Origin of the sequence: Paenarthrobacter sp. NPDC089675, from assembly GCF_044749185.1 — a bacterium.
In the GTDB taxonomy this organism is placed as follows: Bacteria; Actinomycetota; Actinomycetes; order Actinomycetales; family Micrococcaceae; genus Arthrobacter.
The window spans coordinates 54,591-77,357 of record NZ_JBIVHM010000015.1 but is presented as its reverse complement, the minus strand read 5'-3'; the positions used below and the strand labels follow the sequence as shown (position 1 = coordinate 77,357).

General features: G+C 63.9%; 23 protein-coding genes. 8 read left to right on the top strand and 15 right to left on the bottom strand.

What is annotated here, in order from left to right:
• Positions 1–279: 279 nt before the first annotated feature.
• Genes rpsN through rpmB form a run of 3 tightly spaced genes read right to left on the bottom strand, consistent with a single transcriptional unit; the run spans position 280 to position 993 of the window.
• Positions 280–585, bottom strand: a complete 306-nt coding sequence (rpsN, locus tag ACIPY2_RS21245; RefSeq protein WP_021474711.1) for a 30S ribosomal protein S14 — start codon at positions 583–585, stop codon at positions 280–282.
• 4 nt (positions 586–589) lie between these two features.
• Positions 590–757 carry a 50S ribosomal protein L33 gene (gene rpmG / locus ACIPY2_RS21240; RefSeq protein ID WP_003798558.1) on the bottom strand — a complete coding sequence of 56 codons (168 nt, stop codon included), beginning with the start codon at positions 755–757 and terminating at the stop codon, positions 590–592.
• Positions 757–993: a 50S ribosomal protein L28 gene (rpmB, locus tag ACIPY2_RS21235; protein ID WP_021474712.1), complete on the bottom strand. Its 237-nt coding sequence runs from the start codon at positions 991–993 to the stop codon at positions 757–759. The genes rpmG and rpmB overlap by 1 nt, the downstream gene beginning before the upstream one ends.
• Positions 994–1,388: 395 nt before the next feature.
• Here rpmB and ACIPY2_RS21230 point away from each other — a divergent pair, with 395 nt between their 5' ends.
• Genes ACIPY2_RS21230 through ACIPY2_RS21220 form a run of 3 tightly spaced genes read left to right on the top strand, consistent with a single transcriptional unit; the run spans position 1,389 to position 4,091 of the window.
• Positions 1,389–2,861, top strand: coding sequence for a ferric reductase-like transmembrane domain-containing protein (locus ACIPY2_RS21230; protein ID WP_400268387.1), 1,473 nt, complete (start codon positions 1,389–1,391; stop codon positions 2,859–2,861).
• Between the two features lie 14 nt (positions 2,862–2,875).
• Positions 2,876–3,310 carry an FMN-binding protein gene (locus tag ACIPY2_RS21225; protein WP_400268386.1) on the top strand — a complete coding sequence of 145 codons (435 nt, stop codon included), beginning with the start codon at positions 2,876–2,878 and terminating at the stop codon, positions 3,308–3,310.
• Positions 3,294–4,091, top strand: coding sequence for an FAD:protein FMN transferase (locus tag ACIPY2_RS21220; protein WP_400268385.1), 798 nt, complete (start codon positions 3,294–3,296; stop codon positions 4,089–4,091). The genes ACIPY2_RS21225 and ACIPY2_RS21220 overlap by 17 nt, the downstream gene beginning before the upstream one ends.
• Positions 4,092–4,095: 4 nt before the next feature.
• Here ACIPY2_RS21220 and ACIPY2_RS21215 read toward each other — a convergent pair whose 3' ends face one another.
• Both ACIPY2_RS21215 and ACIPY2_RS21210 read right to left on the bottom strand, forming a co-directional pair.
• A complete protein-coding gene (locus tag ACIPY2_RS21215; protein WP_400268384.1) occupies positions 4,096–4,860 on the bottom strand; it encodes an SGNH/GDSL hydrolase family protein in 765 nt (254 codons plus the stop codon).
• A gap of 48 nt (positions 4,861–4,908) precedes the next feature.
• Complete coding sequence (locus ACIPY2_RS21210; protein ID WP_400268383.1) at positions 4,909–5,388, bottom strand: MarR family winged helix-turn-helix transcriptional regulator; 480 nt, start codon at positions 5,386–5,388, stop codon at positions 4,909–4,911.
• 63 nt (positions 5,389–5,451) lie between these two features.
• On the opposite strand from ACIPY2_RS21210, the gene ACIPY2_RS21205 reads away from it, so the two are divergent.
• Positions 5,452–5,739, top strand: coding sequence for a YciI family protein (locus ACIPY2_RS21205; protein ID WP_400268382.1), 288 nt, complete (start codon positions 5,452–5,454; stop codon positions 5,737–5,739).
• A 30-nt stretch (positions 5,740–5,769) separates the two neighbouring features.
• On the opposite strand, the gene ACIPY2_RS21200 is transcribed toward ACIPY2_RS21205, so the two are convergent.
• The 6 genes from ACIPY2_RS21200 to ACIPY2_RS21175 form a co-directional block, all read right to left on the bottom strand.
• Positions 5,770–6,597: an SGNH/GDSL hydrolase family protein gene (locus ACIPY2_RS21200; protein ID WP_400268381.1), complete on the bottom strand. Its 828-nt coding sequence runs from the start codon at positions 6,595–6,597 to the stop codon at positions 5,770–5,772.
• 143 nt (positions 6,598–6,740) lie between these two features.
• Positions 6,741–7,796: a siderophore-interacting protein gene (locus tag ACIPY2_RS21195; RefSeq protein ID WP_400268380.1), complete on the bottom strand. Its 1,056-nt coding sequence runs from the start codon at positions 7,794–7,796 to the stop codon at positions 6,741–6,743.
• Entirely contained in the window at positions 7,793–8,617 is an 825-nt protein-coding gene (locus tag ACIPY2_RS21190) for an ABC transporter ATP-binding protein (protein ID WP_400268379.1), read from the bottom strand. The genes ACIPY2_RS21195 and ACIPY2_RS21190 overlap by 4 nt, the downstream gene beginning before the upstream one ends.
• Before the next feature lies 1 nt (position 8,618).
• Positions 8,619–9,659: a FecCD family ABC transporter permease gene (locus ACIPY2_RS21185; protein ID WP_400268378.1), complete on the bottom strand. Its 1,041-nt coding sequence runs from the start codon at positions 9,657–9,659 to the stop codon at positions 8,619–8,621.
• A gap of 62 nt (positions 9,660–9,721) precedes the next feature.
• A complete protein-coding gene (locus tag ACIPY2_RS21180; RefSeq protein WP_400268377.1) occupies positions 9,722–10,840 on the bottom strand; it encodes a FecCD family ABC transporter permease in 1,119 nt (372 codons plus the stop codon).
• Between the two features lie 5 nt (positions 10,841–10,845).
• A complete protein-coding gene (locus ACIPY2_RS21175; protein WP_400268376.1) occupies positions 10,846–11,916 on the bottom strand; it encodes an iron-siderophore ABC transporter substrate-binding protein in 1,071 nt (356 codons plus the stop codon).
• 484 nt (positions 11,917–12,400) lie between these two features.
• On the opposite strand from ACIPY2_RS21175, the gene ACIPY2_RS21170 reads away from it, so the two are divergent.
• Positions 12,401–12,904, top strand: a complete 504-nt coding sequence (locus ACIPY2_RS21170; protein WP_400268375.1) for an FBP domain-containing protein — start codon at positions 12,401–12,403, stop codon at positions 12,902–12,904.
• 74 nt (positions 12,905–12,978) lie between these two features.
• Here the strand turns inward: ACIPY2_RS21170 and ACIPY2_RS21165 are convergent, their stop codons facing one another.
• The 3 genes from ACIPY2_RS21165 to ACIPY2_RS21155 are packed head-to-tail and all read right to left on the bottom strand — an operon-like array spanning position 12,979 to position 18,756.
• Positions 12,979–16,422 carry an ATP-binding protein gene (locus ACIPY2_RS21165; protein ID WP_400268374.1) on the bottom strand — a complete coding sequence of 1,148 codons (3,444 nt, stop codon included), beginning with the start codon at positions 16,420–16,422 and terminating at the stop codon, positions 12,979–12,981.
• The gene (locus tag ACIPY2_RS21160; RefSeq protein WP_400268373.1) at positions 16,419–17,306 is read right to left on the bottom strand and encodes a DUF4194 domain-containing protein; all 888 of its coding nucleotides are present in this window, start codon (positions 17,304–17,306) and stop codon (positions 16,419–16,421) included. Before ACIPY2_RS21160 ends, ACIPY2_RS21165 begins: the two co-directional genes overlap by 4 nt.
• On the bottom strand, positions 17,299–18,756 hold the full coding sequence (locus ACIPY2_RS21155; protein WP_400268372.1) for a DUF3375 family protein: 1,458 nt from the start codon (positions 18,754–18,756) through the stop codon (positions 17,299–17,301). Before ACIPY2_RS21155 ends, ACIPY2_RS21160 begins: the two co-directional genes overlap by 8 nt.
• Before the next feature lie 246 nt (positions 18,757–19,002).
• Between ACIPY2_RS21155 and ACIPY2_RS21150 the strand changes: the two genes are divergently transcribed.
• Both ACIPY2_RS21150 and ACIPY2_RS21145 read left to right on the top strand, forming a co-directional pair.
• A complete protein-coding gene (locus tag ACIPY2_RS21150) occupies positions 19,003–19,305 on the top strand; it encodes a hypothetical protein (RefSeq protein WP_400268371.1) in 303 nt (100 codons plus the stop codon).
• 62 nt (positions 19,306–19,367) lie between these two features.
• The gene (locus ACIPY2_RS21145) at positions 19,368–21,332 is read left to right on the top strand and encodes an acyl-CoA dehydrogenase family protein (protein WP_400268370.1); all 1,965 of its coding nucleotides are present in this window, start codon (positions 19,368–19,370) and stop codon (positions 21,330–21,332) included.
• A 7-nt stretch (positions 21,333–21,339) separates the two neighbouring features.
• Here the strand turns inward: ACIPY2_RS21145 and ACIPY2_RS21140 are convergent, their stop codons facing one another.
• Complete coding sequence (locus tag ACIPY2_RS21140; protein ID WP_400268388.1) at positions 21,340–21,747, bottom strand: YchJ family protein; 408 nt, start codon at positions 21,745–21,747, stop codon at positions 21,340–21,342.
• Between the two features lie 183 nt (positions 21,748–21,930).
• Here ACIPY2_RS21140 and ACIPY2_RS21135 point away from each other — a divergent pair, with 183 nt between their 5' ends.
• Positions 21,931–22,764 carry a hypothetical protein gene (locus ACIPY2_RS21135; protein WP_400268369.1) on the top strand — a complete coding sequence of 278 codons (834 nt, stop codon included), beginning with the start codon at positions 21,931–21,933 and terminating at the stop codon, positions 22,762–22,764.
• Positions 22,765–22,767 lie beyond the last annotated feature (3 nt).

The window sequence follows — 22,767 nt, the reverse complement described above, 5'->3', positions numbered from 1 at the left end:
GGCAACTCGAATAACTTTACACACCCCCCACACCACAAACAAATCCACACACCGTGAACCCCATCACACCCCCAACACCAATGAAAAAGGAACCCGCAAAACCCCGCGGGACGTGAGAGAAGAACCACCCGAACCGGGCGGGATCTGAGCGAGGAACCCGGGAACCCGGCGGGAAGTGAGAGAGGAACCCCCAAAACCCCGCGGGATGTGAGAGGGGGCGCTTAAACGCAGAAAGGGCCGGCAACCATTGCGGTTACCGGCCCTTTCAGGGTTTGGTGCTTACCAGGAAGACTTGGTGATACCCGGCAGCTCACCCTTGTGAGCCATGTCGCGGAAGCGAACGCGGGAGATACCGAACTTCTGGAAGGTGCCGCGGGGACGGCCGTCGATCTGGTCGCGGTTACGCAGACGGATCGGGGAGGCGTTGCGGGGCAGCTTCTGCAGGCCGAGGCGTGCAGCTTCGCGGGCTTCGTCAGACGCGTTGGGGTCAACCAGGGTCTTCTTCAGCTCGAGGCGCTTGGCAGCGTAGCGCTCTACGATGACCTTGCGCTGCTCGTTGCGAGCAATCTTGGACTTCTTAGCCATGTGTTTAGCGCTCCTCTCGGAATTCGACGTGCTGGCGGATCTTGGGGTCGTACTTCTTCAGGACCAGGCGGTCCGGGTCGTTACGACGGTTCTTGCGGGTTACGTAGGTGTAACCGGTGCCCGCGGTGGACTTCAGCTTGATGATCGGACGTACGTCCTTGTCCTTTGCCATTAGAGCTTCACTCCTCGTGCCAGGATGTCGGCGACGACCGCGTCGATGCCGCGTGCGTCAATTACCTTGATGCCCTTTGCGGACAGCGTCAGAGTGACGTTGCGGCGCAGGGAAGGAACCCAGTAACGCTTCTTCTGAATGTTCGGGTCGAACCGGCGCTTGTTGCGGCGGTGCGAGTGCGAAATGCTGTGTCCAAAGCCCGGCTCGGCTCCGGTCACTTGGCAGTGTGCTGCCATGACTCTCCTCCAAAGTTTGAATGTAACGGCGTGCAGGTTCTTCCTGCCTTACCGTGCGTTAGGCAGCGTCCGCATCCAGTCCCAACCAGCTCGATGGATTCCGCAGTAACGCGGCGAAGAAGGTTGGCCACAGAACAAGGCAGAGAAATTCACTGCTACCGATCCTGGGATACTGGGCGAATACAGGGATGCACGCAACTTGAGCCCCTAACTACCGGCCCACGGGATGTCAGTCAGACCAACATTTACCGCCAACCGGAGCAATTGCACACGCTCCGCACTACCTAGCGCCTAACCATTCTACGGGCACGGCCAAATTAAGACCAATCAGGAATCATAAGCCCGCTCAAGCCCTTTCACAGCAGATCGAAAGGATACGCGGCGAGTCTTGATTCATGACTCAGCTACTCACACCCCGCGCTGCCGCGGGAGAACCCGCGGATGAACCTCCGACGCCCGCCCCGCGGACCGCGCCCCACGCCGTCGAACGTTTCTTCCCCCAGGCCCGACGGCGGCTGGCCCGGAAAGATGTTCTGGCGTCCTTCGCTTGGCTGTCACCTGTAGCGGCGGTTGCCTTATGGCTTGCCGACGGCGGTGCCGGCAGCTTTACGTCGGTGGCCGCCACGATGACGAACCTGGGCATCGTCGCGGGCCTTGTGGGCATGGACCTGGTGCTGATCATGCTGTTATTGGCCGCAAGGATCCCTTTCGTTGACAACACGATCGGGCATGACCGGGCCCTTGAAGTCCACAAGTCGCTGGGCAAGCCGTCGCTGTACCTTCTCCTCGCGCACGGACTCCTGATCGCCATTGGCTACGGAATGGCTGAAGGGCTGGATCCGATCAGCGAATCTGTGTCCTTGTGGGTCAACGTTCCGGATATGTGGCTCGCGTTCATTTCCATGGCGTTGTTCATCGGGGTTGTGGTGACATCGTTGGTAGCTGTCCGCCGGAAGTTTCCATACCAGTTCTGGTACGCGGTCCACCTCTTGACCTACGCAGCGGTGGGAACAGCGATCCCGCACCAGTTCAGCGTGGGAGGCCTGTTCGCGGAGGGTACGTGGCAGCGCTGGTACTGGATGGCTTTCTGCGTGGCCACCGGCGCCGCTTTGGTCATTTACCGGATTGGACAGCCGGTGATGGCAACATTCCGGCACCAGCTGACGGTCAGCCGTGTGGTCCGGATTGCCCCCGACGTCTTCAGCATCGAAATGACAGGGCTCCAGTTGAACCGGCTCTCAGGTTCCGGCGGCCGCTTCTTCTTCTGGCGCTTCCTCGCTCCGGGCTACTGGTGGGACGCGCATCCGTTCAGCTTGTCCGCGGAGCCCGTTCCGGGCGCACCCGGGCAGCCCGGGAAACTCCGCGTCACAGTCCGGAACCTCGGCGACGGTTCGGCGAAGCTGGCCCGCGTCCGGCCCGGGACGAAGGTGGCGATCGAGGGACCGTACGGAATATTCAGCACGGCTGCGCGGACCCGCAACCAAGTGGTCATGATCGGTGCCGGCATCGGAATCACCCCGCTGCGATCGCTGTTGGAATCAACGCCTTTTGAGTCCGGAAACGCCACCGTCCTGCTGCGCGGACACGATGAGTCCGAGCTATTCCTGGGGCAGGAAATCATGGCCTTATGCCAGGCCCGGGGCGCCACGCTCTTCCACCTGACGGGCCCTCGATCACAGGGCAGCCACCGCTGGTTGCCGCAATCGGCCGTCCAATCGGGTTTCGGGATCAGGTCGTATGCCCCGGGAATCACCGACGCAGATGTCTACGTCTGCGGGCCCTCGGCATGGGCGGACACCGTGATCAAGGACCTCCAAGCCGCCGGCGTTCCAGCCGGGCAGATCCACTACGAAAGGTTCGACTGGTGAGGCTACGGGCAGCAATGGCAACGATGGTCGCGTCCGCCGGCATCCTGCTGGCGGGTTGGCAGGCCGGAGCCCACGTCACCGAATCGGGCGCCACCACGACCACCAGCCTCAGCAGCAGCGGTGCAGGAACCAGTCGCAGCACGGGGGCCGGCGGCGGCAGCGGAAGCACGACGTCGGGAACTTACGACGGCGCGGCAGTCCAGACCCGCTTTGGTACGGTCCAGGTCCGGGTAACTCTCCAGAACGGCAAGATTACCGAGGTCACGGCGCTCCAATTGACCGATGCCGAGAGGAAGTCGGCGCAGATCAGCAGCCGCGCGGCACCCGTGCTCCGCTCGGAGGTCCTTCAGGCCCAGTCGGCGAACGTCCAGACGGTCGGCGGGGCCACTGTAACCAGCGATGCCTACCTCACCTCCCTCCAGGCGGCCCTCGATGCAGCCCACTTCTAGCCGGCAACTCCGCGCCCGCACGTTCCACAGCATGGGCACCGTGGTGAGCCTGACCGTGGCGAGCGGCACCTCCGCCCAAACCGCCGTGGACGAACTCGAGTCCGCCGTCGACGTCGTTGGCAGCATCTTTGCGGAACTGGACCTGACGTTCAGCCTCTACCGTGAAGGTTCCGAGGCCAGCAGGGTGGCCCGCGGCGAAATTACCCTCCCTAACGCATCGGAATCCATGCAGGAAAGCTACGCAGAGGCTGCCGAGTGGAGGGTGGCCACCGACGGCGCGTTCACACCGGACCGTCCCGACGGCATCCTGGACCTTTCGGGGATCGTCAAGGCGCAAGCAATGCGGGAAGCGGCCTTGACCTTGGCGGCCCTGGGACTCCACGACTGGTGCCTCAACGCGGGAGGTGACGTGGTGGTGAGCGGATCACCGGGGGCGGGCCAGCCGTGGCTTGCCGGCATCGTGGACCCCTTGGAACGCCAAGCCCTCCTGGGGGCCTATCCCCTGGGTCCAGGCAGCAAACTGGGTTTGAGGGCCCTGGCAACCTCCGGATCGGCCGAGCGGGGTGACCACATTTGGGCCCTTGGTTCCGGGCGTCCCGAGTTCGTCCAAGTGACCGTGGCAGCCCGGGACATCGTCACGGCGGACGTGCTGGCCACGGCCATTGTGGCCGGTGGCACGCGGATGCTGGACCGCGCCGTCGACATCTGGGGAGTCGAGGTCCTGGCTGTCCGCAAGGAGAACACGCTCTTGGCAACGCCCGGGTTCCGGAGCCCTGCCTAGACGGCTAGAGCGGGCGGATCAGTTCCGGATACTTGGGGTTCAAACCGTCTCCGGACGACGTGCCGCGGACCCGGCGAACCACCCACGGAACCGCGAATTCACGCACCCACTTTGCGTTTTCACGCACGGCTTCCGCCCGGCTCAGGAGTCGCTGGGGAGCCATCTCGGGAATGTCGATCACGTGCTCGTGTTCCAGGACATCCAGCACCCGCTTGGCCATGTTGAGGTGTCCGGCCGTGGACATATGCATCCGGTCGGTATCCCACATCCGCCAGTCGTCGTACTCGTCAAAGCGCCAGTAGTCCACCAGCAGCGCCCCGTGGTTCTCCGCGATTTCCCGCACTAGCTCGTTGTAGATCGCCGTTCGGCCGCGCATGGTGCTGAAGACCTTGGAACCCCGCGCATCGAAGCCCGTGAAGAGGACAACGGTGGCGCCCGTCGCGCTCAACTTGGCGATGCCGGCGTCGTAATCCGCCAAAAGCGAGTCAATATCGATCTTGGGCCGCAGGATGTCGTTCGCCCCCGCGTAAAGGGTCACCAGAGTGGGCTTAAGTTCGACGGCGGCATCCACCTGCTCGGCCATGATCTGCCGCAGCTTCTTGCCGCGGATGGCGAGATTCGCGTAGCCGAAGCCTTCGTTGCTGTGCGCCAACTGCCCGGCCATCACATCGGCCCAGCCCCGGACTCCGTTGGGGCGGGTGCCGTCGGCGTCGCCGACACCCTCAGTAAAGGAATCCCCCAGGGCAACGTAGCGGGCAGAAAAATCCATGCCGCCAGTCTGCCACTTAGGTGCTTGGGGCCACAAAGCCCACCGCAGTCACGAGTCCCGCAGGATCCAGTGGTTGTTATCGAGGCGGGCGACGATCTTCTCGCCGATCCTTGCCAGGTCCGCCACATCTTCCGGCGTGAGCGAGTCCATCATCAGTGCACGGACGGACTCCACGTGGCCGGGTGCGAGTGAGACGATGGTGGACATGCCGGCGTCGGTAAGGTGCGCAACAGTGACGCGTGCGTCGCGGGGGTGTGCCTGCCGTTCCACCCAGCCCCGTTTCTGCAGTTTCGTGACCACATGCGACAGCCGGGACAGTGACGCGCTGGTCCGGGCGGCCAACTCGCTCATCGGCAGGTAGCGGCCCTCGGTTTCTGAGAGCATGGCAAGGACGTTGTAGTCGAACAGGGACAGTTTTCCTACCGACTGAAGCTGTGTGTCCAGTGCCGCGGGAAGAAGGGTGTTGATGCTCAGAAGGGCCAGCCAGGCACGGCGTTCGTCGGCGTTCAGCCAGCGCGGTTCAGTCATGGCACCATCTTAGGAGAGTCCCCGCCCTGCCCCGATATTGTCATCCACAGGTAGGCTGACTGCATGTTCGTTGTCTCCCTGACCTACAAAGTTCCCGACGAGATAGTCGACTTCCACCGGCCCGGGCACATGGCATGGCTCAAAGACGCTTTCGACGCCGGAGTATTCCTCGCTTCGGGGCGTCGCGTCCCGGCCATCGGCGGAGTCCTTCTTTCCAACGTGGACAGGCCTACTTTGGACGACTCGTTGGCCAAGGACCCGTTCTACACCAACGGAGTGGCCGATTTCGAGATCATCGAATTCACGGCCACCAGCGTCGCGGAAGGTTACGAAAACCTGCTCGATAACTGAGCAGAAGATCGCTGCCGCCTTGAAGCCGCTTCATTTGGCGGCCTCCTCCATCAGCTTCCTCAAGCCGCCCTTCTTGGGGACCAGGACCGGTTCCGGCCACCTCGGGCTGAGGGAATCCCCCAGCGTGACTCCCCGCAGCTTCCGGCCGAACAGCGGCAACACCCAATCGTTCAGCCAACGCCGTTGCCTGCGTTCCCATTCGCGCAGGCTCATCCGGTTGGGGGGATCCCATTCCTTGAGGGATATCTTGTGCGGCACGTTGAGCTGGTCCAGGACCCTTGCGGCCAGATACTTGTGGCCCGCCTTGGACATGTGGAGCCGGTCCGGCGCCCACATCCGGGGATCGTGGTAGGCATCGAAGCACCAGTAATCCACCAGGACTGCACCGTATTTCCGGGCCATATCGCGAACCCGCTGGTTGTATATGGTGTTGCGCTTGCGGAACGGTTCCAGGACCGCGGACACCTTCACATCAAATCCGGTGAACAGCACCAGGGTGGCGCCGGTTTCAGCGAGCCGGGCTACCAGGAGTTCGTAGTCGTTCAGGAGGGCGTCCATGTCCGTGCCGAAATCGAGGATGTCATTGCCGCCTGCGTAAAGCGTGATCAGTGAGGGCTGCATCGCAAGTGCGGGTTCGAGTTGTTCCTCGATGATGTGGCGGAGGCGCTTGCTGCGCACGGCGAGATTGGCGTACTCCCAGCCAGGTTCAGCCTTGGCCAGCTTTTCCGCTACCCGGTCTGCCCATCCTCGGACCCCGTTTGGCAGCACTGTGCTGGGGTCCCCCACTCCCTCGGTGAAGGAATCCCCCAAGGCGACATACCGCCGTCGTAAGTTCTCCCCGGACCCAAGAGCCTGCACGCTGCCGAGGCTACCAGCCTTGGGTTAAGCCCGGGCCAACCCCAAGTGAATCAACCCTCTCTCACATACCACCCGGATTCCCCGATCCCTCTCCCACCCGGTGAGAGAGGAAGGCTGGAAACCCGTCGGGATGTGCGAGAGGATCAGCCTTCTGCTTTGCCTCGCCGCCAGTAACCCATGAACGCAACCTGCTTGCGGTCGATGCCGACGTCGCGCACCAGATACCGCCGCATTTCCTTGATCACGAACGCTTCGCCAGCGATCCAGGCGTAGAACGGGAGCGCACCGGCGGGAAGGGTGGGGTTCTTGGTGGCCTCAATGGCCGCTGCGTCCATGCGCTGCGGGGTTTCCCAGAGGATTTCCTGGTCAACGTTGACGTCCTCGGGCTCCGGGCCGGCAGCGGCTTCGGCATTCTTGAGGCCCACCCAGCCCGGAACGGGAACAGCCTTGGCAACGGCTTCCTTGAGGAGTTCGCCGTGCGGGCGCGACCGGCCAATCGCGGCGCCGCGCGCAAGCCAGGTGATCTCGATGTCGGCGTCCGTGGTGATGTCCTGGAAATCTGCTGCCGACGGCACCTCGAGGAACGCGTGGCCCGTCATATCCGCGGGCAGGCTCTCCAGGATGGCGCTGATGGCGGGAACGGCAGTTTCATCGCCCGCGAGCAACACACGCTGGGCCAACCCCGGACGCCACTCGATGCCGCCGTAAGCACCCGCCGTGGTGCACTGGGCGGCGCGGTTGTTGGGGCCAATGATGGTCAGGGCATCGCCGGGCTTCGCGGCAATGGCCCAGTTGGCCGCCGGACCACCATGACCGGCGTCATCGAAATGCATCACGAAGTCGATGTCGATCTCCGGGTACACGGCGTCAAGCCGCTCCGACCGGACTGTGTAGGTACGCATGTCGCCGCGAACAGAGTGGTCCATGGCAAGCCACTCTTTGTACCAGCCGGCTTCCTCCGTCTTGAAGGGCGGCAGCGGAATGGCATTACCGTCTGCATCCAAGGACGGAATCATCAGCTTCACGCGGAGATCCAGGGTGTGGCCGGCAACCCCGAAGCCACGCAGCGAATATCCACCGAACGTGATGCGGCGGAAGTTCGGGCTGAGCTCCTGCACGGCCGTCACGGTGACATCGAAGGCGAGGGTCATGGGTTCCACGGCGGCACTTGCAGTGGCCTGGCTCGGTTGTGCACTCATGAGGCGATCTCCAGTTCGTTGGTTCGTGCGGGCTCGGCGTGGTGCCGTCCGATCGGGATGATCAGCGGGGTGCCTGAGATGGGGTCCGGAACCACTCGGGATTCCAGGCCGAAAACGTTGAACACCAGTCCCTCGGTGACCACCTCGGTTGCGGGCCCCTCTGCGACGATGCACCCGCCCTTCATGGCGATGACGTGATCGGCGTAGCGTGCCGCCAGGTTGAGGTCGTGCAGCACGATGGCTACCGTGGTGCCGCGGCTGCGGTTGAGGTCCGTGACCAGGTCCAGGACCTCCACTTGGTGGGCAAGGTCCAGGTACGTGGTGGGTTCATCGAGCAGCAGGACGTCGGTTTCCTGGGCCAGGGCCATGGCAATCCACACCCGCTGGCGTTGCCCGCCGGACAGTTCGTCGATGCTCCGCTCAGCGAGCCCCAGCGTGTCGGTGGCCTCAAGCGCGCGCTGCACCGCGGCGTCGTCGTTGGCGCTCCAGCTCCGGAAGAAGCCTTGGTGCGGGTACCGCCCACGGCCAACGAGGTCGCGAACGGTGATGCCGTCCGGAGCGGTGGGGTGCTGCGGCAGCAGGCCCAGCGTACGGGCGAGTTCGCGGGCCGGACGGGTGTGGATGTCCTTGCCGTCCAGCGTCACGGCGCCGCCACTTGGCTTCAGGAGTCGAGACAGGCCGCGCAGCAACGTGGACTTACCGCAGGCGTTGGCACCGACGATCATGGTGACTTTGCCTTCGGGAATCTCCGTGGAGAGCCCCTCGACAACCTTGCGCTGCTCGTATTGGAGCGTCAGGTCCTTGGCATGAAGGAGGGCCATGTCAGGCTTCCTTTCGGTTCGACGTGAGGAGGAGCCAGAGCAGGAACGGTGCACCGAGGGCACCGGTGATGACACCGACCGGGAGGACGGTTCCGTCCAGGACGAGCGGCGCGATGTTGGAGGCAAAGAAATCCGCGGCCAACACGATCAACGCACCTGTAAGGGCCGACGCCGGAAGGCTCGGTTTGCGTACGATGCGGCGGGCGATCGGGCCTGCGAGGAAGGCCACGAACGCAACCGGACCGGCGGCGGCGGTTGCGACGGCGGCAAGTCCGACGGCGGTCAGCACCAGTCCCAGCCGGGTCGCGTTGACCCTGATGCCCAGTCCGGCAGCGGCGTCGTCGCCGAGTTCGAGGATGCGCAACGGGCCAGCAAGGGCTATCACAGCGGGGATCAGGAGGAACAATGAAACCGTTAGGACACCCGCCCGGTCCCACGTCGCGGAGTTCAGCGAGCCGTTGAGCCAGATGAGGGCGTCAGCTGCGATGCGGATGTCGGCGCGGGTCATGAGGAAGTTGACCACCGCGTGCAGGGCTGCGGCGATGCCCACGCCCGCCAGGATGAGCCGGTTGCCGGCCGCGTTGCCGCGGCTGCCTCCACCCGCGCCGGCACCGGTACCGCGGGAAATCGCGTAGATGATGGCCGCGACACCCAGCGCTCCGCCCAGGGCTGCCCCGGACACCACGGCTCCGGAGGCACCGAAGATCACGATGGCCGTCACGGCGGCCGCGCTGGCACCGTAGCTGATGCCGATGATGTCCGGGCTGGCCAACGGGTTGCGCAGCATGGTCTGGAAGAGCGCGCCGGCCAGGCCGAAGGCAATGCCGATCATGGTTCCCACCACGGCGCGGGGCAGTTTGTGCTCCATGACGATGAAGCTCGCGCCGGGAATCTTCTCCCCGCCGGTCAGGTGGTTGATGACGATTGTGAAAAAGTCCGGGATGGTCACCGTGTAGCTACCGAGCAGCACATACACGCCAAACATCACCAACAGGGCGAGGGCCAGGAAGAAGGTAGGGCTTACTGCACGCCGAGACGGCATTTGATGATGCTCGCGCCCACCATTGCCATTAACTGCCAGCTCGCGTGCGGATTTGAAGGTACTCACAGTCCGGCCCCCTTCCCTCGACGGATGAGCCAGACAAACACGGGAGCGCCGACGATCGCGGTCATGATGCCGGCCGGGACTTCGCCCGGGAGGAGGATCACCCTGCCAATGATGTCGGCGGTGATGAGCAGGATAGGTGCGGAGACCAAGGAGAACGGGAGGATCCACCGGTAGTCCGGGCCTGTCAGCAGGCGAACGGCGTGCGGGATCACCAGGCCAAGGAAGCCGATGGGTCCAGCCAGCGCGGTTGCCGAGCCACACAGCAGCACGATGCCCAGCGCCGTGATCCCCCGGGCCAGCCCGACGTTCTGACCCAGGCCGCGGGCAATATCGTCACCCAGGGCCAGGCTGTTCAGAACACGTCCCGCGCCCAGCACAATGAGGGCGCCAACGGCCAGGAACGGCAGCGCGGGCAACAGCACGGACCAGTCACGGCCACCGATGCTTCCCACCTGCCAGAAACGGAAGCGGTCCAGGGTGTCCTGGCTGGAAACAAGGATGACGTTCATGAGCGAAAACAAGCCCGCGCTCAGCGCCGCCCCCGCCAAGGCGAGCTTGACCGGCGTCGCACCGTCACGTCCGCGGGACGCAATGGCATAAACCACGACGGCGGCTGCTGCGGCGCCGATGAAGGCGAACCAGATGTAGCCGGTCAGCGAACCGATGCCGAACACATAAATGCCAATGACCACGGCCAGTGCTGCGCCGGCGTTGAGGCCCAGGATCCCGGGATCGGCCAACGGGTTGCGGGCCACGCCCTGCATGGCGGCTCCGGCCAGGCCCAGTGCGGCCCCGGCGAGCAGGCCAAGGACAGTCCTTGGGATGCGGGCCACCACCACGGCGTGGTTGCCATCCGCAGGATTGAAGTGGGTGATGGCTTCCCACACAGTGCTCAGGGGAAGTCCGCGGGCGCCGATCGCCAAGGATGCGGCGCTCACCGCGGCGAGTACGACGACGGCCGCCAACAGCCAGGCGGTCCGCTTGGCTGCGCTGCGTGGCCGGGTTCCCCTTCCGGCCACGTTGCTGCTACCGGGTGCGATGCCTCGCTGGTTACCCGGCACCGAAGTGCCACCAACCCGCCCCACGGTAGCGGCCGTCGTCGTACTCAGTTTCATTGCGGTTACTTGCCCGCCACGTCAGCGGCCTGGCCCAGCTGCGGCAGGAACTTGTCCAGCGCCCACGGCAGGCTCAGCGGCGAAGAAGCGGAGATGGAGAGCGTCAGGGTCTGGTCCGAGTCGGCAACCAGGGCGCCCTTCTTGATGGCCGGGATCTGGCCCAGCAGGGGGTCGGCCTTGATGGCGTCGGCCGTTGCGGCTTCCGGAACCCAGGTGACGAAGATGTCGGATGCGAGCTCGTTGGCCTTCTCAGCGGACCACGGGATGAAGAATTCGGTGTTCGACTTGGTGTTTTCCGTGACGACCGGGGCCAGCTTCATGCCGATCTCGGAGAGGAAGCGGGGGCGGTTGTCGATGGCGGTGTAGACGTTGGCGCCGTCGCCCTTGGCGGGCTCGAGGTTGCCGTAGATGAAGGTCTTGTCCTTGATCTGCGGGTACTTGGAGACCTTGTCCTTGATGGTGGCTTCGGTGTCTTCGATCAGCTTCTTGGCTTCGGTTTCCTTGCCCAGGGCCTTGCCGATCAGGGTGGTGCTTTCCTGCCACGGGGTGCCGTAGGCCAGCTCCGGCTGGGCCACGACGGGGGCGATTTCGCTGAGCTTCTTGTAGTCAGCCTCTTCCAGTCCCGAGTAGGCCGCCAGGATAACGTCCGGGTTGAGCTTGGCGATCTCGGTGAAGTTGATGCCATCTGCCTCGGAGAACTGGACCGGGGCCTTGTCCGTACCGAATCCGGCGCCGAGCTTCTCGAGGGCTGCGTCCTTCCACGGGGTGGAGCCCTTGTCGTTGTTGCCCCACTCGTTCTTCGGAACGCCGACCGGCACTACGCCCAGGGCGAGTGCGACGTCGTCGTTGACCCAGGAGACGGTAACAACACGCTTGGGCTGTTCCTTGATGGTGGTCTCGCCGAAGACGTTCTTGATGGTGACGGGGAACGCGGCGGACTCAGCCTGCTCGGACGCCGGCGACGTGGTGGCCGGACCAGTGGAGCAGCCGGTGAGGGAAAGGGCGACGGCGGCCAAAGCGGCTGTCGCGGTACCTGCAGTCTTGAGCAGGGCGCGGCGTGGAAGAAGGGAAGCCACGGGACTCCTTAGGTAAGTGATGCGAACCTAAGTAAGGCTAGCCTAGCCTTTCGATAATTACGAAACGTTTGCGTCACGTAATACTTTCATGACGGTGTTGTGGCTGCTCAACGCTTCCTCGCTCACATCCCCACCCCATTTCCAGGATCCTCGCTCACATCCTGCGCGCCCTCCCGGTGGACATCCCCCGGGAAAATTTGCGAGGATATCGGCAGCGGACTACCGCTTCCAGGAAAACGACGAGGGGATGAGCGTGCGCACTGTTCCAGTTGCCGCAGCCATGGTTTGCGAGGTGGCCGATTCGGCCTGCTTGGCACACCCCCTCGCGTCGGCATTCATCAATTAGCACTAAAAGCATCGCTTCCAGCGCCACCGCTGTCTTTGGCATGCCTTTGTTTGCTTCTTTTCGGTGACCGACGCACAAGTGCCATCACGCAGCGCCAGGCGCGCTGCCGACGTCGTTATTTCCGAAAGAAGACCAGCCATGCAGAAAATCACTGCACAACAAATCCGATCGTCATTCATCAACGCCAGCCGCTCAGAGGCCGCCAAACTCAACCTGCCCAGGAATTTCGAGTCAATCGAATGGGATTCCTTGGAGTTCCTCGGCTGGCGGGATGAGAAGATGCCACAACGCGGTTACCTCGTGCTGCCTGTGAACGGGAAGCCCACGGGCATCATGCTCCGGGCGCCTGAGGGCGGCTCCGGCAAGAAACGGGCCGTGCTGTGCGAGTTGTGCCGGGACGTGTTTTCCAAGGCCGACGTCTACCTGTGGGTCGCCAAAAGGGCAGGGCAGTCCGGCAAGGACGGCAACACGGTAGGAACGTTGATCTGCGCCGAATTCGGCTGCAGTGCGAACGTCCGTAAGGAACCGCCGGTCAACGAGATCAATCCCGATCCTGCAGCAGTGGTCCTGAAGCAGATCGCCGGCCTTGAGTTCCGTGCGGGCCAGTTCGTGGACCGGGTCCGTCACGGCTCGCAGCGTTAGCCCATGTAAGTAGCAGTTAAGCGCCTTTAGAGGGCCCTAAAAGCGCTTGGCTGCGACCCAGTTGGGTATAGGGGTCAGCGGAGCACGATGTCCACGGGGTTGGCTTCGGAGCGCCAGGCTCCGGGCTCGCCCTGCCCCGAAATGACCGGCGCCGTGAGCACACCCGAGCGGTTGGTGCGCTTGTCCCGGAGGATTTCGGTGACGGAACCAAGGTGCCGGGACAGGTCGATCACGTTCTCCGGCGCGGCGAGCAACAGCTGGAAGCCGAACTCGTGGAGGGCCTTGATGCCCGCACCGGCGAATTCCTCGGAGGCAAGCACAAACGCCTCGTCCATCATCACCGTGCCGTAAGTAGTGAAGCCCTGCTCGGCAATGCCCAACTGGTAGCTCAGTGCGGCGGCCATGATGAAGGCCGTGAAACGCTGACGCTCGCCACCGGACATGGACCCCGTATCGGCATGCATGAAGACTTCTGTCTTCCTACGGCCTGGTTTTCCGGCCACCTCGCGGTGTTCCTTGCACTGGATGAACAGGTGTCCGCGGACGTCCAGGACCTCCGCGCGCCAGCGACGGTCCTCGGGCGTCTGCGAGCCGAGGCGCTTTACCAGCGTTTCGAGTGACTTGTAGCGGGCCGTGAGCTCGGCATCTTCGTCCGTCTCCGGCGCCGCAACTCCGCGTGAAGGCCGGGTGTGCTTGGCCTTCAGTGCGTTTTGGATGGCGTCCTTGAACTGCTTGGCCGTGGCTGGAAGCGTCTGCTTGATGTCCAGTTCCAGGTAACTGCCCTCGTGGAAGTTCACTTGGGACAGGATGCCGTTCAGGGGCAGGATCCGGCTGGTGATGCTCCGGCGTTCCTCGTCCAGCAGGTGCAGGAGCGTGCTGAACGACTCGTGGGTGCGTTGGTTGAAGAACAGCCGGAATTCGGCTTCCTGGGCGGGCAGGCCGTCGCTCACGATTGCGTGGTACCGCGACTCGAAATCCCCAGCCGCACCGATCGATGTTCCATGGTCGGCGCTGATGGCGCTGCCCCAGTCGCGGACGAACGCCTCGAAGATGCGGGTGAGGCGTTCTGCGGTTGCCTGGCCTCGCGATTCGGCCGCGTGCAGCTCATCGAGCAGCTTGTTGCGGACAGCGTTGGCGAGGTTGTCCAACTCGTGCAGTTCGGAAACGTCCGAGGCGCCGGCAAAGTACGGCTCCAGGGCCGTAACGGTAGGGCCCGACGGCGGGGATTGCTCGAGCTTGAGCCTCGCCGCATCGAGCAGGCCGTCAGCGGTGGTCATCTGATGGTCGAGCGCCTTGTATTCGCTTTGCAGCACGGCTGCGGCACCTGTGGAGGACTGGTGCTTTTCCCGCACGGCCTCGATGTTGGCGCGCAAGGGTTCAAGGTCTGCCTGTGCAGCCAAGGCATCGGCCAAACGCTGCTCGATCCGGGCGAGTTCCTCAGCAGCAACAGCGGCCGAGACTTGTTCCCAGGCACGCTCATCCTCGGCCACCCGGCGCAGTGCTTCCAACTGCCGGGCCATGCCTTGGTGCGAATCCTCGCGGCTTTGGGCCAGTTCCGCGGCCTTCGCCAGCTCGTTCTCCAACTCGCCCACACGCGCGGCCACGAGTTCCAGCTTGGACGCATTGTCGAAACCGAGCACGTAGTCCTGGCGGCCCGTGAAGCGGTCGTCTTTCTCCACGGTGTGCCGGTTGCGCTTGACCACGCCGCCCAGGCTCAGGCCTTTCTCCAAGGAGGCCAGCTCGTCGGGGTTCTCCACGCAGGGGTAAGCAAAGTCGACGGCGATCCGCTCGCGGATCCACTCCCCGGCTTCGGCGTTTGGACCGGAGGTGAGGATGCTCAGCTTGGTCAAGAGGTCGCCGTCGGACACGTCCTCCACTGCCAGCGCGCCGCCGGCGAGAGGCTTGGACACGTCGACTGCGCGCAAGGCACCGCGGACGGTGTTGTCGTTGAGGTAGCGCGTCACGGCCGCGAAGTGCTCACCGGGAACCAGCAGCGTGGTGGCGAGGTTGCGCAAGGCCCGCTCGGCCGCGGGCCGCCACTGTTCCTGGCCCTCCGCCAAGTCGATCAGCTCACCGCCGAACGGCATCCGCTCCTCCGGCACGCCGGTCGCCGCTGCGATCGCTGCCCGGTTTTCAATGCTCGACGGCGGCAGCAGGGATTTGCGCGACCGCAGGGACAGTAACTCCTGCTCAGCCGCAGCCAACTCACGCTTCTTGGTGGCATGCGCGTCGAAGGCCTCGAAGCGGAGTTCTTTCAACGACTCCGAGTCATCTTGCAAAGCTGCGGATCGGGCAGCGGCCTGCTCATGCGCCTGGTCCCAGCCCTCGGCCGACCATTCGAGGTTCAAACCGGCATCGCTGAGCGCCTTCTTTGCGGATTCCTCCACCTGCTGGCGCAGTTTGAGGCCCACACGGGCGTTCTCCAAGGACTGCTCAATGGCGGAGATCGCGTTGCCGCCACGGTTGTTGTAATCGGACTCCAACTCCCGGAGTTCCTTGGCCAAGGCATCCCGGACTGTGCGCTCAGCAGCGAGTTCCTGGGCCTTCGCCTGGGCCAACTCCTTGAAGCGGGCCAGCGTCTTGGCGTGGACGGTCACGGCGAGCTGCTGTTTGTAGGCCTCGAACTCCTCGCCCGCGAGCTCGCGGAGCCGGTTGGCGTCCAAGAGGGCCTGGGCGTACTCCTTGTTCAGCCCCGGGACCGGCGCGAGCTGGTCACGCTGTTGCCGGACGTCTTCCAAACGCTGCCTGATGGACATCAGGTTGCTGAACTCTTCAACCACGTCGTCGGCAGCTGCCAGGGTGGCCGGAGCATCAAGGACCTGATCGCGGAAGAACGTGTTGACACTACCACCGAGGCCTTTGCCTGCCTGGATAACCCGCAGCAGTGGGAGTGCCTGGTCCGAGTTGATTCCGAGGAGCCGACGGAAACGCTCGGCAAAAGCCTTGTGGACGTCGAAAACCTGGCCCTCAGGGAAAATCCCCTCCAGCGCGCCCTTGGTGAACCGCTTCTGCGCAATTCCCTCGATCGCCTCAAGGTCCAGCGGCTTGCTGTCGATCACATAGAAACGCCCGACGCTGGACTCCGTACCATTCTTGGGCAGGTCGAACAGCGCCGATATCGTCACCTTCGTGCCGGCCGCGTTATCAAACGTGAGGGCGACGGCGGACCACGTGGCACCGGGGCGCTGGAAGGCACTGGCCGAGCCATCGCCTACTGCCTTATCACCGACCTTGCCACGCATGTAGGTAAAGGTGGTCCTCTTGTCCTCCACAGCACCGCCAGCACGCTGGGCGGCGGCCTCGTTGGAGCGCGGACGGGCGTCGAAGACGCGGAGCATGGCATCAAAGAGAGTCGACTTGCCCACGCCCGAGTTGCCGGTCAGGAGGGTGCCATTGCGGTCCACGTGCATGGTGTGGGCGCCATGGAAGGTACCCCAGTTGACCACTTGGACCAACGCCAAACGCATCTGGCCCGGGTTGGTGAGCTCACCGAGCGGGAGCATGCTTGCGATCGTCACTTCTGTGTCCCGTCAGCGTTGGTTCCGTCCGCCTGTGCGTCGCTGTCCGCGGCGGCTTCGTCGGCGGCATCACCGTCGTCGTCATCTCCTGCGTCGGAGAGCTCAAGCAGCGGTTCCGTGCCGGATTCGTCTGTTCCCACTGCCACCAGGGCTTCGATGTGGGCCGGAATGTCACCGATGTTTTCGAACGGGAGGGCCAGCGGGAGGGCGTTGCTGATGGTGTAGGTGTCATCCAACGGGGTGGGGAGGAGCAGTTGGCGCGCCAGGAGTTTGGTGATGGTGCGGGTCACCACGTCCGAGTCACGCAAGGCATCCTGTTGACCGGCCGGCGTGTAGTTGGCAACGAGGTCCGAGATCTCTTCACGGGTGATCGTGGGATCGGTCTGCGCCGTCACATGCCGGTCAAGGAGCAGGCGAAGACGCAACAAGACAATGGTTTCCACGCGGCTGAGCGCGCGCTGCTGACGAAGGATGCTGGAACGGGAACTGGCCCCGATAATTTCCGGATCAACCGGCCGGAGGACCGCGATTTTCCGGTCATGGTCCAGCTGGAGAGTAAGGAAAAGCTCGGAAAGACGGCTGCGAAGGATCAGTTGGTTGTCGAGGAGGGTGGTCCAGAGTTTCTCGTCGCGGCCGCCGTCGACGTAGGGCCCCTTGAGGAGCTTGACCAGCGCGTGCCGGACTTTCATGGGCAACACCCCGGTGTCTCCGGGGAACAGCGCGGCGCCGTCCACGAAGGTATCGCGCGGTGTCACCCGGAACGGATCAGCTGCGTGTTCTGCGGATGCTTCGGCAAGCGGATCCGTGCCTATCCCGGCGGCGCCCGCATCAACGGCGACATCCTCCTCGGAGGTGGCGTCCGTCGTCGTGATTTCCTCAGTCATTGGAATCCTCATTCAGCGTGACGACCGGCAGGTACGCGGTGCGGATGCTGCCGTCGATTTGTTCGAAGTCGATGTGTTCCCACGCGGCACGGTCAAAGGCTGCGCCGCCCTGAAGCGCCAGGGACAGGAGGGTCCGGACGCTGTTGATGTGCCGTTCTTCGGCGGGCAGGTTTTCCCACGCCTCACCGATGGTTGCTGAACCCGCCATGGCAGCACGCACGACGGCGGGTCTCGCCTTTCCGGTGCGGGCGGACTTGACGCGGTCCGAGTCGCTAAAGGCGATGGGGTCCGCGAGCCGCGGAGGAGTTGCGAACTCGTCCGGGTCGAAGAGTTTGACCATGGCGAGCGACTCGAACCCCGCGTTGTAGAGGACCGGTCCCGGAACCAGGCTTGGCCGGTCGCGTTCGTAGGGCAAGGAACGGATTGCCTGCTCGGCCTCTGCCAGGACTTTGCGAAGGCTAACAGACTGGCGGACGTCATCGCTTTGGATGTAAGTGTTGAGGCTCTCTGAGAGCTTGCCGTAGATGCGCTGGATCTGGCTGTGCTGCGCGCGCAGTTCGGCAACGAGGTTCTTCAGCGTTTCGCGGTCCTCGTGGGAGAGATCGTCCGCGAACTGCCGGCTCAGGACTTCGCCGATGGCCGAACGGAACCGCAGCTGCTGCTGCGGATCTTCGAGGAACGCCGTGAACGATCGGAAAGTACGGCCCTCAGGGCTTTGCCGCAGCCGTTTGTCGGCCTCAAGCACCTGCGCCATGGTGGCACCTTTGCTGAGCGACTCCTCGATGATCTGGTTACGGAGTTCGCCGACCAGTTCCTCGATACGGTCACGCATCTTCTTGTAGTCAGCGGGCAGGCTGGCTGCAAGGTCCAGGATGTTGCCCGCGGCTTCCACGGCCTCTTCGTCATCCAGCAGGCCATCGAATTCGCCGGAGCTGATGTCCTCCACAAGCTGTTGGCGCTCCTGGATCTCCTCTTCGAGGGCTTCCAAACGGGCGCTCTGGTCGGGGTTGGTTTCGTTGGCGAGTTTCTCAACATCGCCAAGCAACGTGCCAAGCCGCGAACCGTTGAGGGTGGAGCGTTCGCTGGAAAGGCTGTCCAGGAAGGCCAGCACACGGGCGGCCGCTTCGGTGACTTCGTAGACGATCTGTCCGGACTGGTTGCGCCGGGTCAGGAACTGTTTCCGCGTCCATTCGTCGCCAAACGCCTTGCCGTTCTGCTGGCCGCCCAGCGCAGGGTCCTGGCGGCGAAGCTGCTCAAGGAAAGCGTCGACGTCGGCATGGAACTCTTCGAGTGGAAGCTGCGGTCGGGTGCGGGTAAAGGAGGCCTGGAGCACGGCGATCACCCACGGCGCCGACCGGGTCAAAGCCCACGCAGGTCCCTTGGTCAGCTGTTCGAGGTCTCGGAGCCGGGCACTGATGGCGTCGGCGGAGGACATGGCTGAACGGGACAACTACTCTCCTTCAGCTGCTGTGGTTCCTGGTCGGCAGCGAAAACTGCCCCGTACAAGGTTAACGCAGAGTGTCCGCACCCAAGGAGCGCCGTCGTCGTGCCCGTTCCGTGACCTACCGCGCGGTATGGTTTCGATCCCGTATCAACCGCGATTCCTTGCTGGCCCGGAACCCCTGCCGCCCCTAAGGTCAGATCATCGACGCCGGCAACGCCGCGTCAACCCACGCACTGTCGCACAGGGGGAACCATGGATTTCGACTTTACGACTCTGGAAACCGGAACCTACGTATTCATTGGCACGCTGGGCTTCGCTGCACTCCTGGTGGCTTTCATCGTGGTGGCAGCCATGGCAGCGATCGTTTTCATTGGCATCCTGAGCTTCGCTTGGTACGTGGTCAAAGGCGTTTTGGGCGGCTTGGTCAACGGCATCAACTTCGCCTGGGACCGCCTGGTCCATCATGCCGGCCAGGTGGAGATTCCCGTGGAATTCCAGCCCCAGGTTTCCACTGGTACGGGTACCTACCCGCGGGTAGCATTGAGGGACAGCTGAAGGGTTCCCACCCGAGGCGGACCCTGGCTCCATCCGGCACAACCGGCTAGAGGAGTGATCCCATGACGTCCGCCACTGACAACAGTCTCTCCGCAGCAAGCGTCAATGCCACCGCTGAAGAAGCCCGCGCCGTCGCCGAAGCCGCGCGCGAAACCGAATGGAACCGGCCCAGCTTCGCCAAAGGCCTGTACCTCGGAAGCTTCGACCTGGACCTGATCCACCCCTGGCCGCAAGCCAAGGCTGAGGATGTTGAACGCGGCGAAGAATTCATGGCCAAGCTTGAGGCGTTCTGCAGGACCATGTCCGGCCGCGTGATCGAGCGCGATGCCAGGATTCCCGATGACTACCTCGCCGGACTCGCCGAACTCGGCGTCTTCGGCATGAAGATCCCGCGTGAATACGGCGGCCTTGGCTTGTCGCTCGTGTACTACGGCCGGGCCCTCGCCCTGGTGGGCTCCGTGCACCCGAGCCTGGGCGCACTGATCTCCGCCCACCAGTCCATCGGGGTGCCGGAACCGGTCAAGGTTTTCGGCACGCCGGAACAGAAAAAGGAATACCTGCCGCGTTGCGCCGCCGGCGCCATCACGGCTTTCCTGCTGACAGAGCCCGACGTCGGGAGCGACCCGGCCCGTATGGGCGCCACTGCCGTACTGTCCGACGACGGCGGTTCCTACCTTTTGGACGGTGTGAAACTTTGGACCACCAACGGGGTGATTGCCGAACTCGTTGTGGTCATGGCCCGGGTTCCTGCGCATACCGACTCCGACGGCACGGAGCACAAAGGCGGCATCTCCGCGTTCGTCGTCGAGATGGACTCCCCTGGTATCACCGTAGAGAACCGGAACTCCTTCATGGGCTTGCGGGGGATCGAGAACGGCGTGACCCGCTTCCACCAAGTGCGTGTCCCGGCAGCGAACCGTCTTGGCCGCGAGGGGCAAGGCCTCAAGATCGCGCTCACCACGCTCAACACAGGGCGGCTTTCCATCCCCGGGCTCTGCGTGGCCGCCGGGAAGTGGAGCCTGAAGATCGCCCGTGAGTGGTCCAACGCCCGGACGCAATGGGGACGGCCCGTGGGGCAGCACGAGGCCGTTGGAAAGAAGATCGCCTTCATCGCCGCCACCACCTTCGCCTTGGAAGCCGTCTTTGAACTGTCCGCGGAAATGGCCGACGCCGGTGCCCGTGACATCCGAATCGAAGCTGCCCTTGCCAAGCTGTGGTCCACGGAATTGAGTTGCCGGATCGCCGATGAGTTGGTGCAGATCCGGGGAGGCCGCGGCTTCGAAACCGCGGAGTCGCTCGAGGCGCGCGGCGAGCGGGCTGTCGCCGCCGAACAACTCCTCCGCGACCTCCGGATCAACCGGATCTTCGAAGGCTCAAGTGAAATCATGAAGCTCCTGATCGCGCGCGAAGCTGTCGATGCGCATCTTGCCGCCGCCGGCGACCTCGCCTCAGCGGAGGCGAGCCTGCAGGACAAGGCCAAGGCCGCCGTCGGGGCTTCCGGCTTCTACGCGAAGTGGCTGCCCAAGCTCGTGGCCGGCGCCGGCATGGACCCGCGGTCTTACCAGGGATTCGGCAGGCTTGGCAAGCAACTGCGGTTCGTGGAACGCTCCTCGCGGAGGTTGGCCCGGCAGACGTTTTACGGGATGGGCCGCTGGCAGGCCAAACTCGAGCACAAGCAGGCGTTTTTGGGCAGGATCGTGGACATCGGGGCTGAACTCTTTGCCATGGCTTCCTGCTGTTCACGGGCCGAACACTTGCTCCGGACCAAGCCGGAACTCGGCGCTGCGGCGTACGAGTTGGCCGAGGCGTATTGCGAGCAGGCCCGTGTGCGTGTGGATGAGTATTTCGACCAGCTATGGCGCAACACGGACGACGCCGACCACGACCTTTCGCGGAAAGTCCTCGCGGGAGATTACGTCTGGCTTGAGGCCGGCGTGCTGGACCAGTCCGAAGGAACCGGGCCCTGGATTGCGGATGCGTCCCCGGGCGGATCGGCCAGGAAGAACCTGCACCGGAAGTACCGGTGAGTCGCGGCTACCTGACGTCGCCGTCCACGTAGAACCAGCGTTTGCCTTCCCGCACAAAACGGCTGAGCTCGCGCTGGACTCCGCGTTCGCCGTCGTGCCTGAAGTGTGCCGCGAACTCAACAGTGCCTACCGTATCCAACGGCCCGCCCTGACTGGTGCCGAGGATATCCAAACGACGCCACTGAAGCTCGGGATCAAGGTCCATGGACGCCGGCCGTGTACTTGGGTGCCATGTTCGCAGCAGGTAGTCGGGATCGAGAACGACGAACGCAGAATACCTTGAGCGCATGAGTTGCTCAGCGGTGGGAGCATCGGCGTCGCCGCGGTGGAACCGGCCACAGCACTGCTCGTAGGTTTCCCCGGACAAGCAGGGGCAAGCGCCGTTCCGGAGACGGCTGGGATCAGGCGACAAAATACCCCTTTTTCAGGCTGTAAATGAGAGCTGGGCAACATATTTTCCCACGCCGTATAACAGCTTTGAAACAACCACGCCAGAGGGCCGGGCCCCGCGTGATTCCGTCGGTGGCGGACCGTAGGCTAGAGAAGCAAGCTGGGTGGGCACTGCGCGCATCACAAAACGACGGCCAGGGGAGGCTACGTGGAGGATCCGACAACACTCGCCATCAACCTGACGTATTTGGGCACATTGGGGATGGCAATCCTCATGTTCCTGGGTCTCGGGTTGGTCATCATCATCACGCTGGTGGTGGCCGGTATTGGACGTTTGCTGTCGATAATCCTCCTGGCGCTGGTTGGGATCTTCCCCAAGAAGGAAACCACCCCGATCGTCCGCCTCCCCCAGCGTCCGTTGGCTGGAGCCGCCCCGGCGGGTGCCGCCGTCGACCACCACCCCCTGGACGATCTCGCTTCCACCGGATCCACCAGCCAAGTCGCCGCAGTTGCGGCCGCCGCTGTAGGCGCGCCCGCAATCCACTCCGCACCGCCGGTTGTCATGGAGACGCCTCCCGCTCCCGCAGCACCAAAGCGGGACCTCCTTGGAGATGCCCGACGCCGGATCACAGGGGCGGCCGCCGCCATCAAGGACGGCACGTGGAAGTCCAAGGTGGACACCCAGACCAACCACCATCCCCTGATCGTGGCCGCAGCCAAGGAACAGCCCGTCTTGGCCAAGGACTGGGCGGACGCCGTCGCGGAGGCGGACCAGAGGGCTGCCGAGCGGGCCAAGGCCCAGCAACCGCCCGCCATCAAGGTCACGGTCCGCGAAATCGATGAACCCGGGGATCCGGCCAAGCCGGCGTCGGGCAACGGGTCGTCACCGGATCCAGGAAAGAAGCACGAGCCCGGCAAGCCTGCCCAGCCGGTCGGCCAAAAAAATGGCCCCGCCAAAGCAGGCCCGAAGACTTCCAAGAGTGGAAAGTCTCCGAGCCCGATCCGTAAGGGTTCGCTGAGCGGCGCCAGCCGCAACTCCTGATTC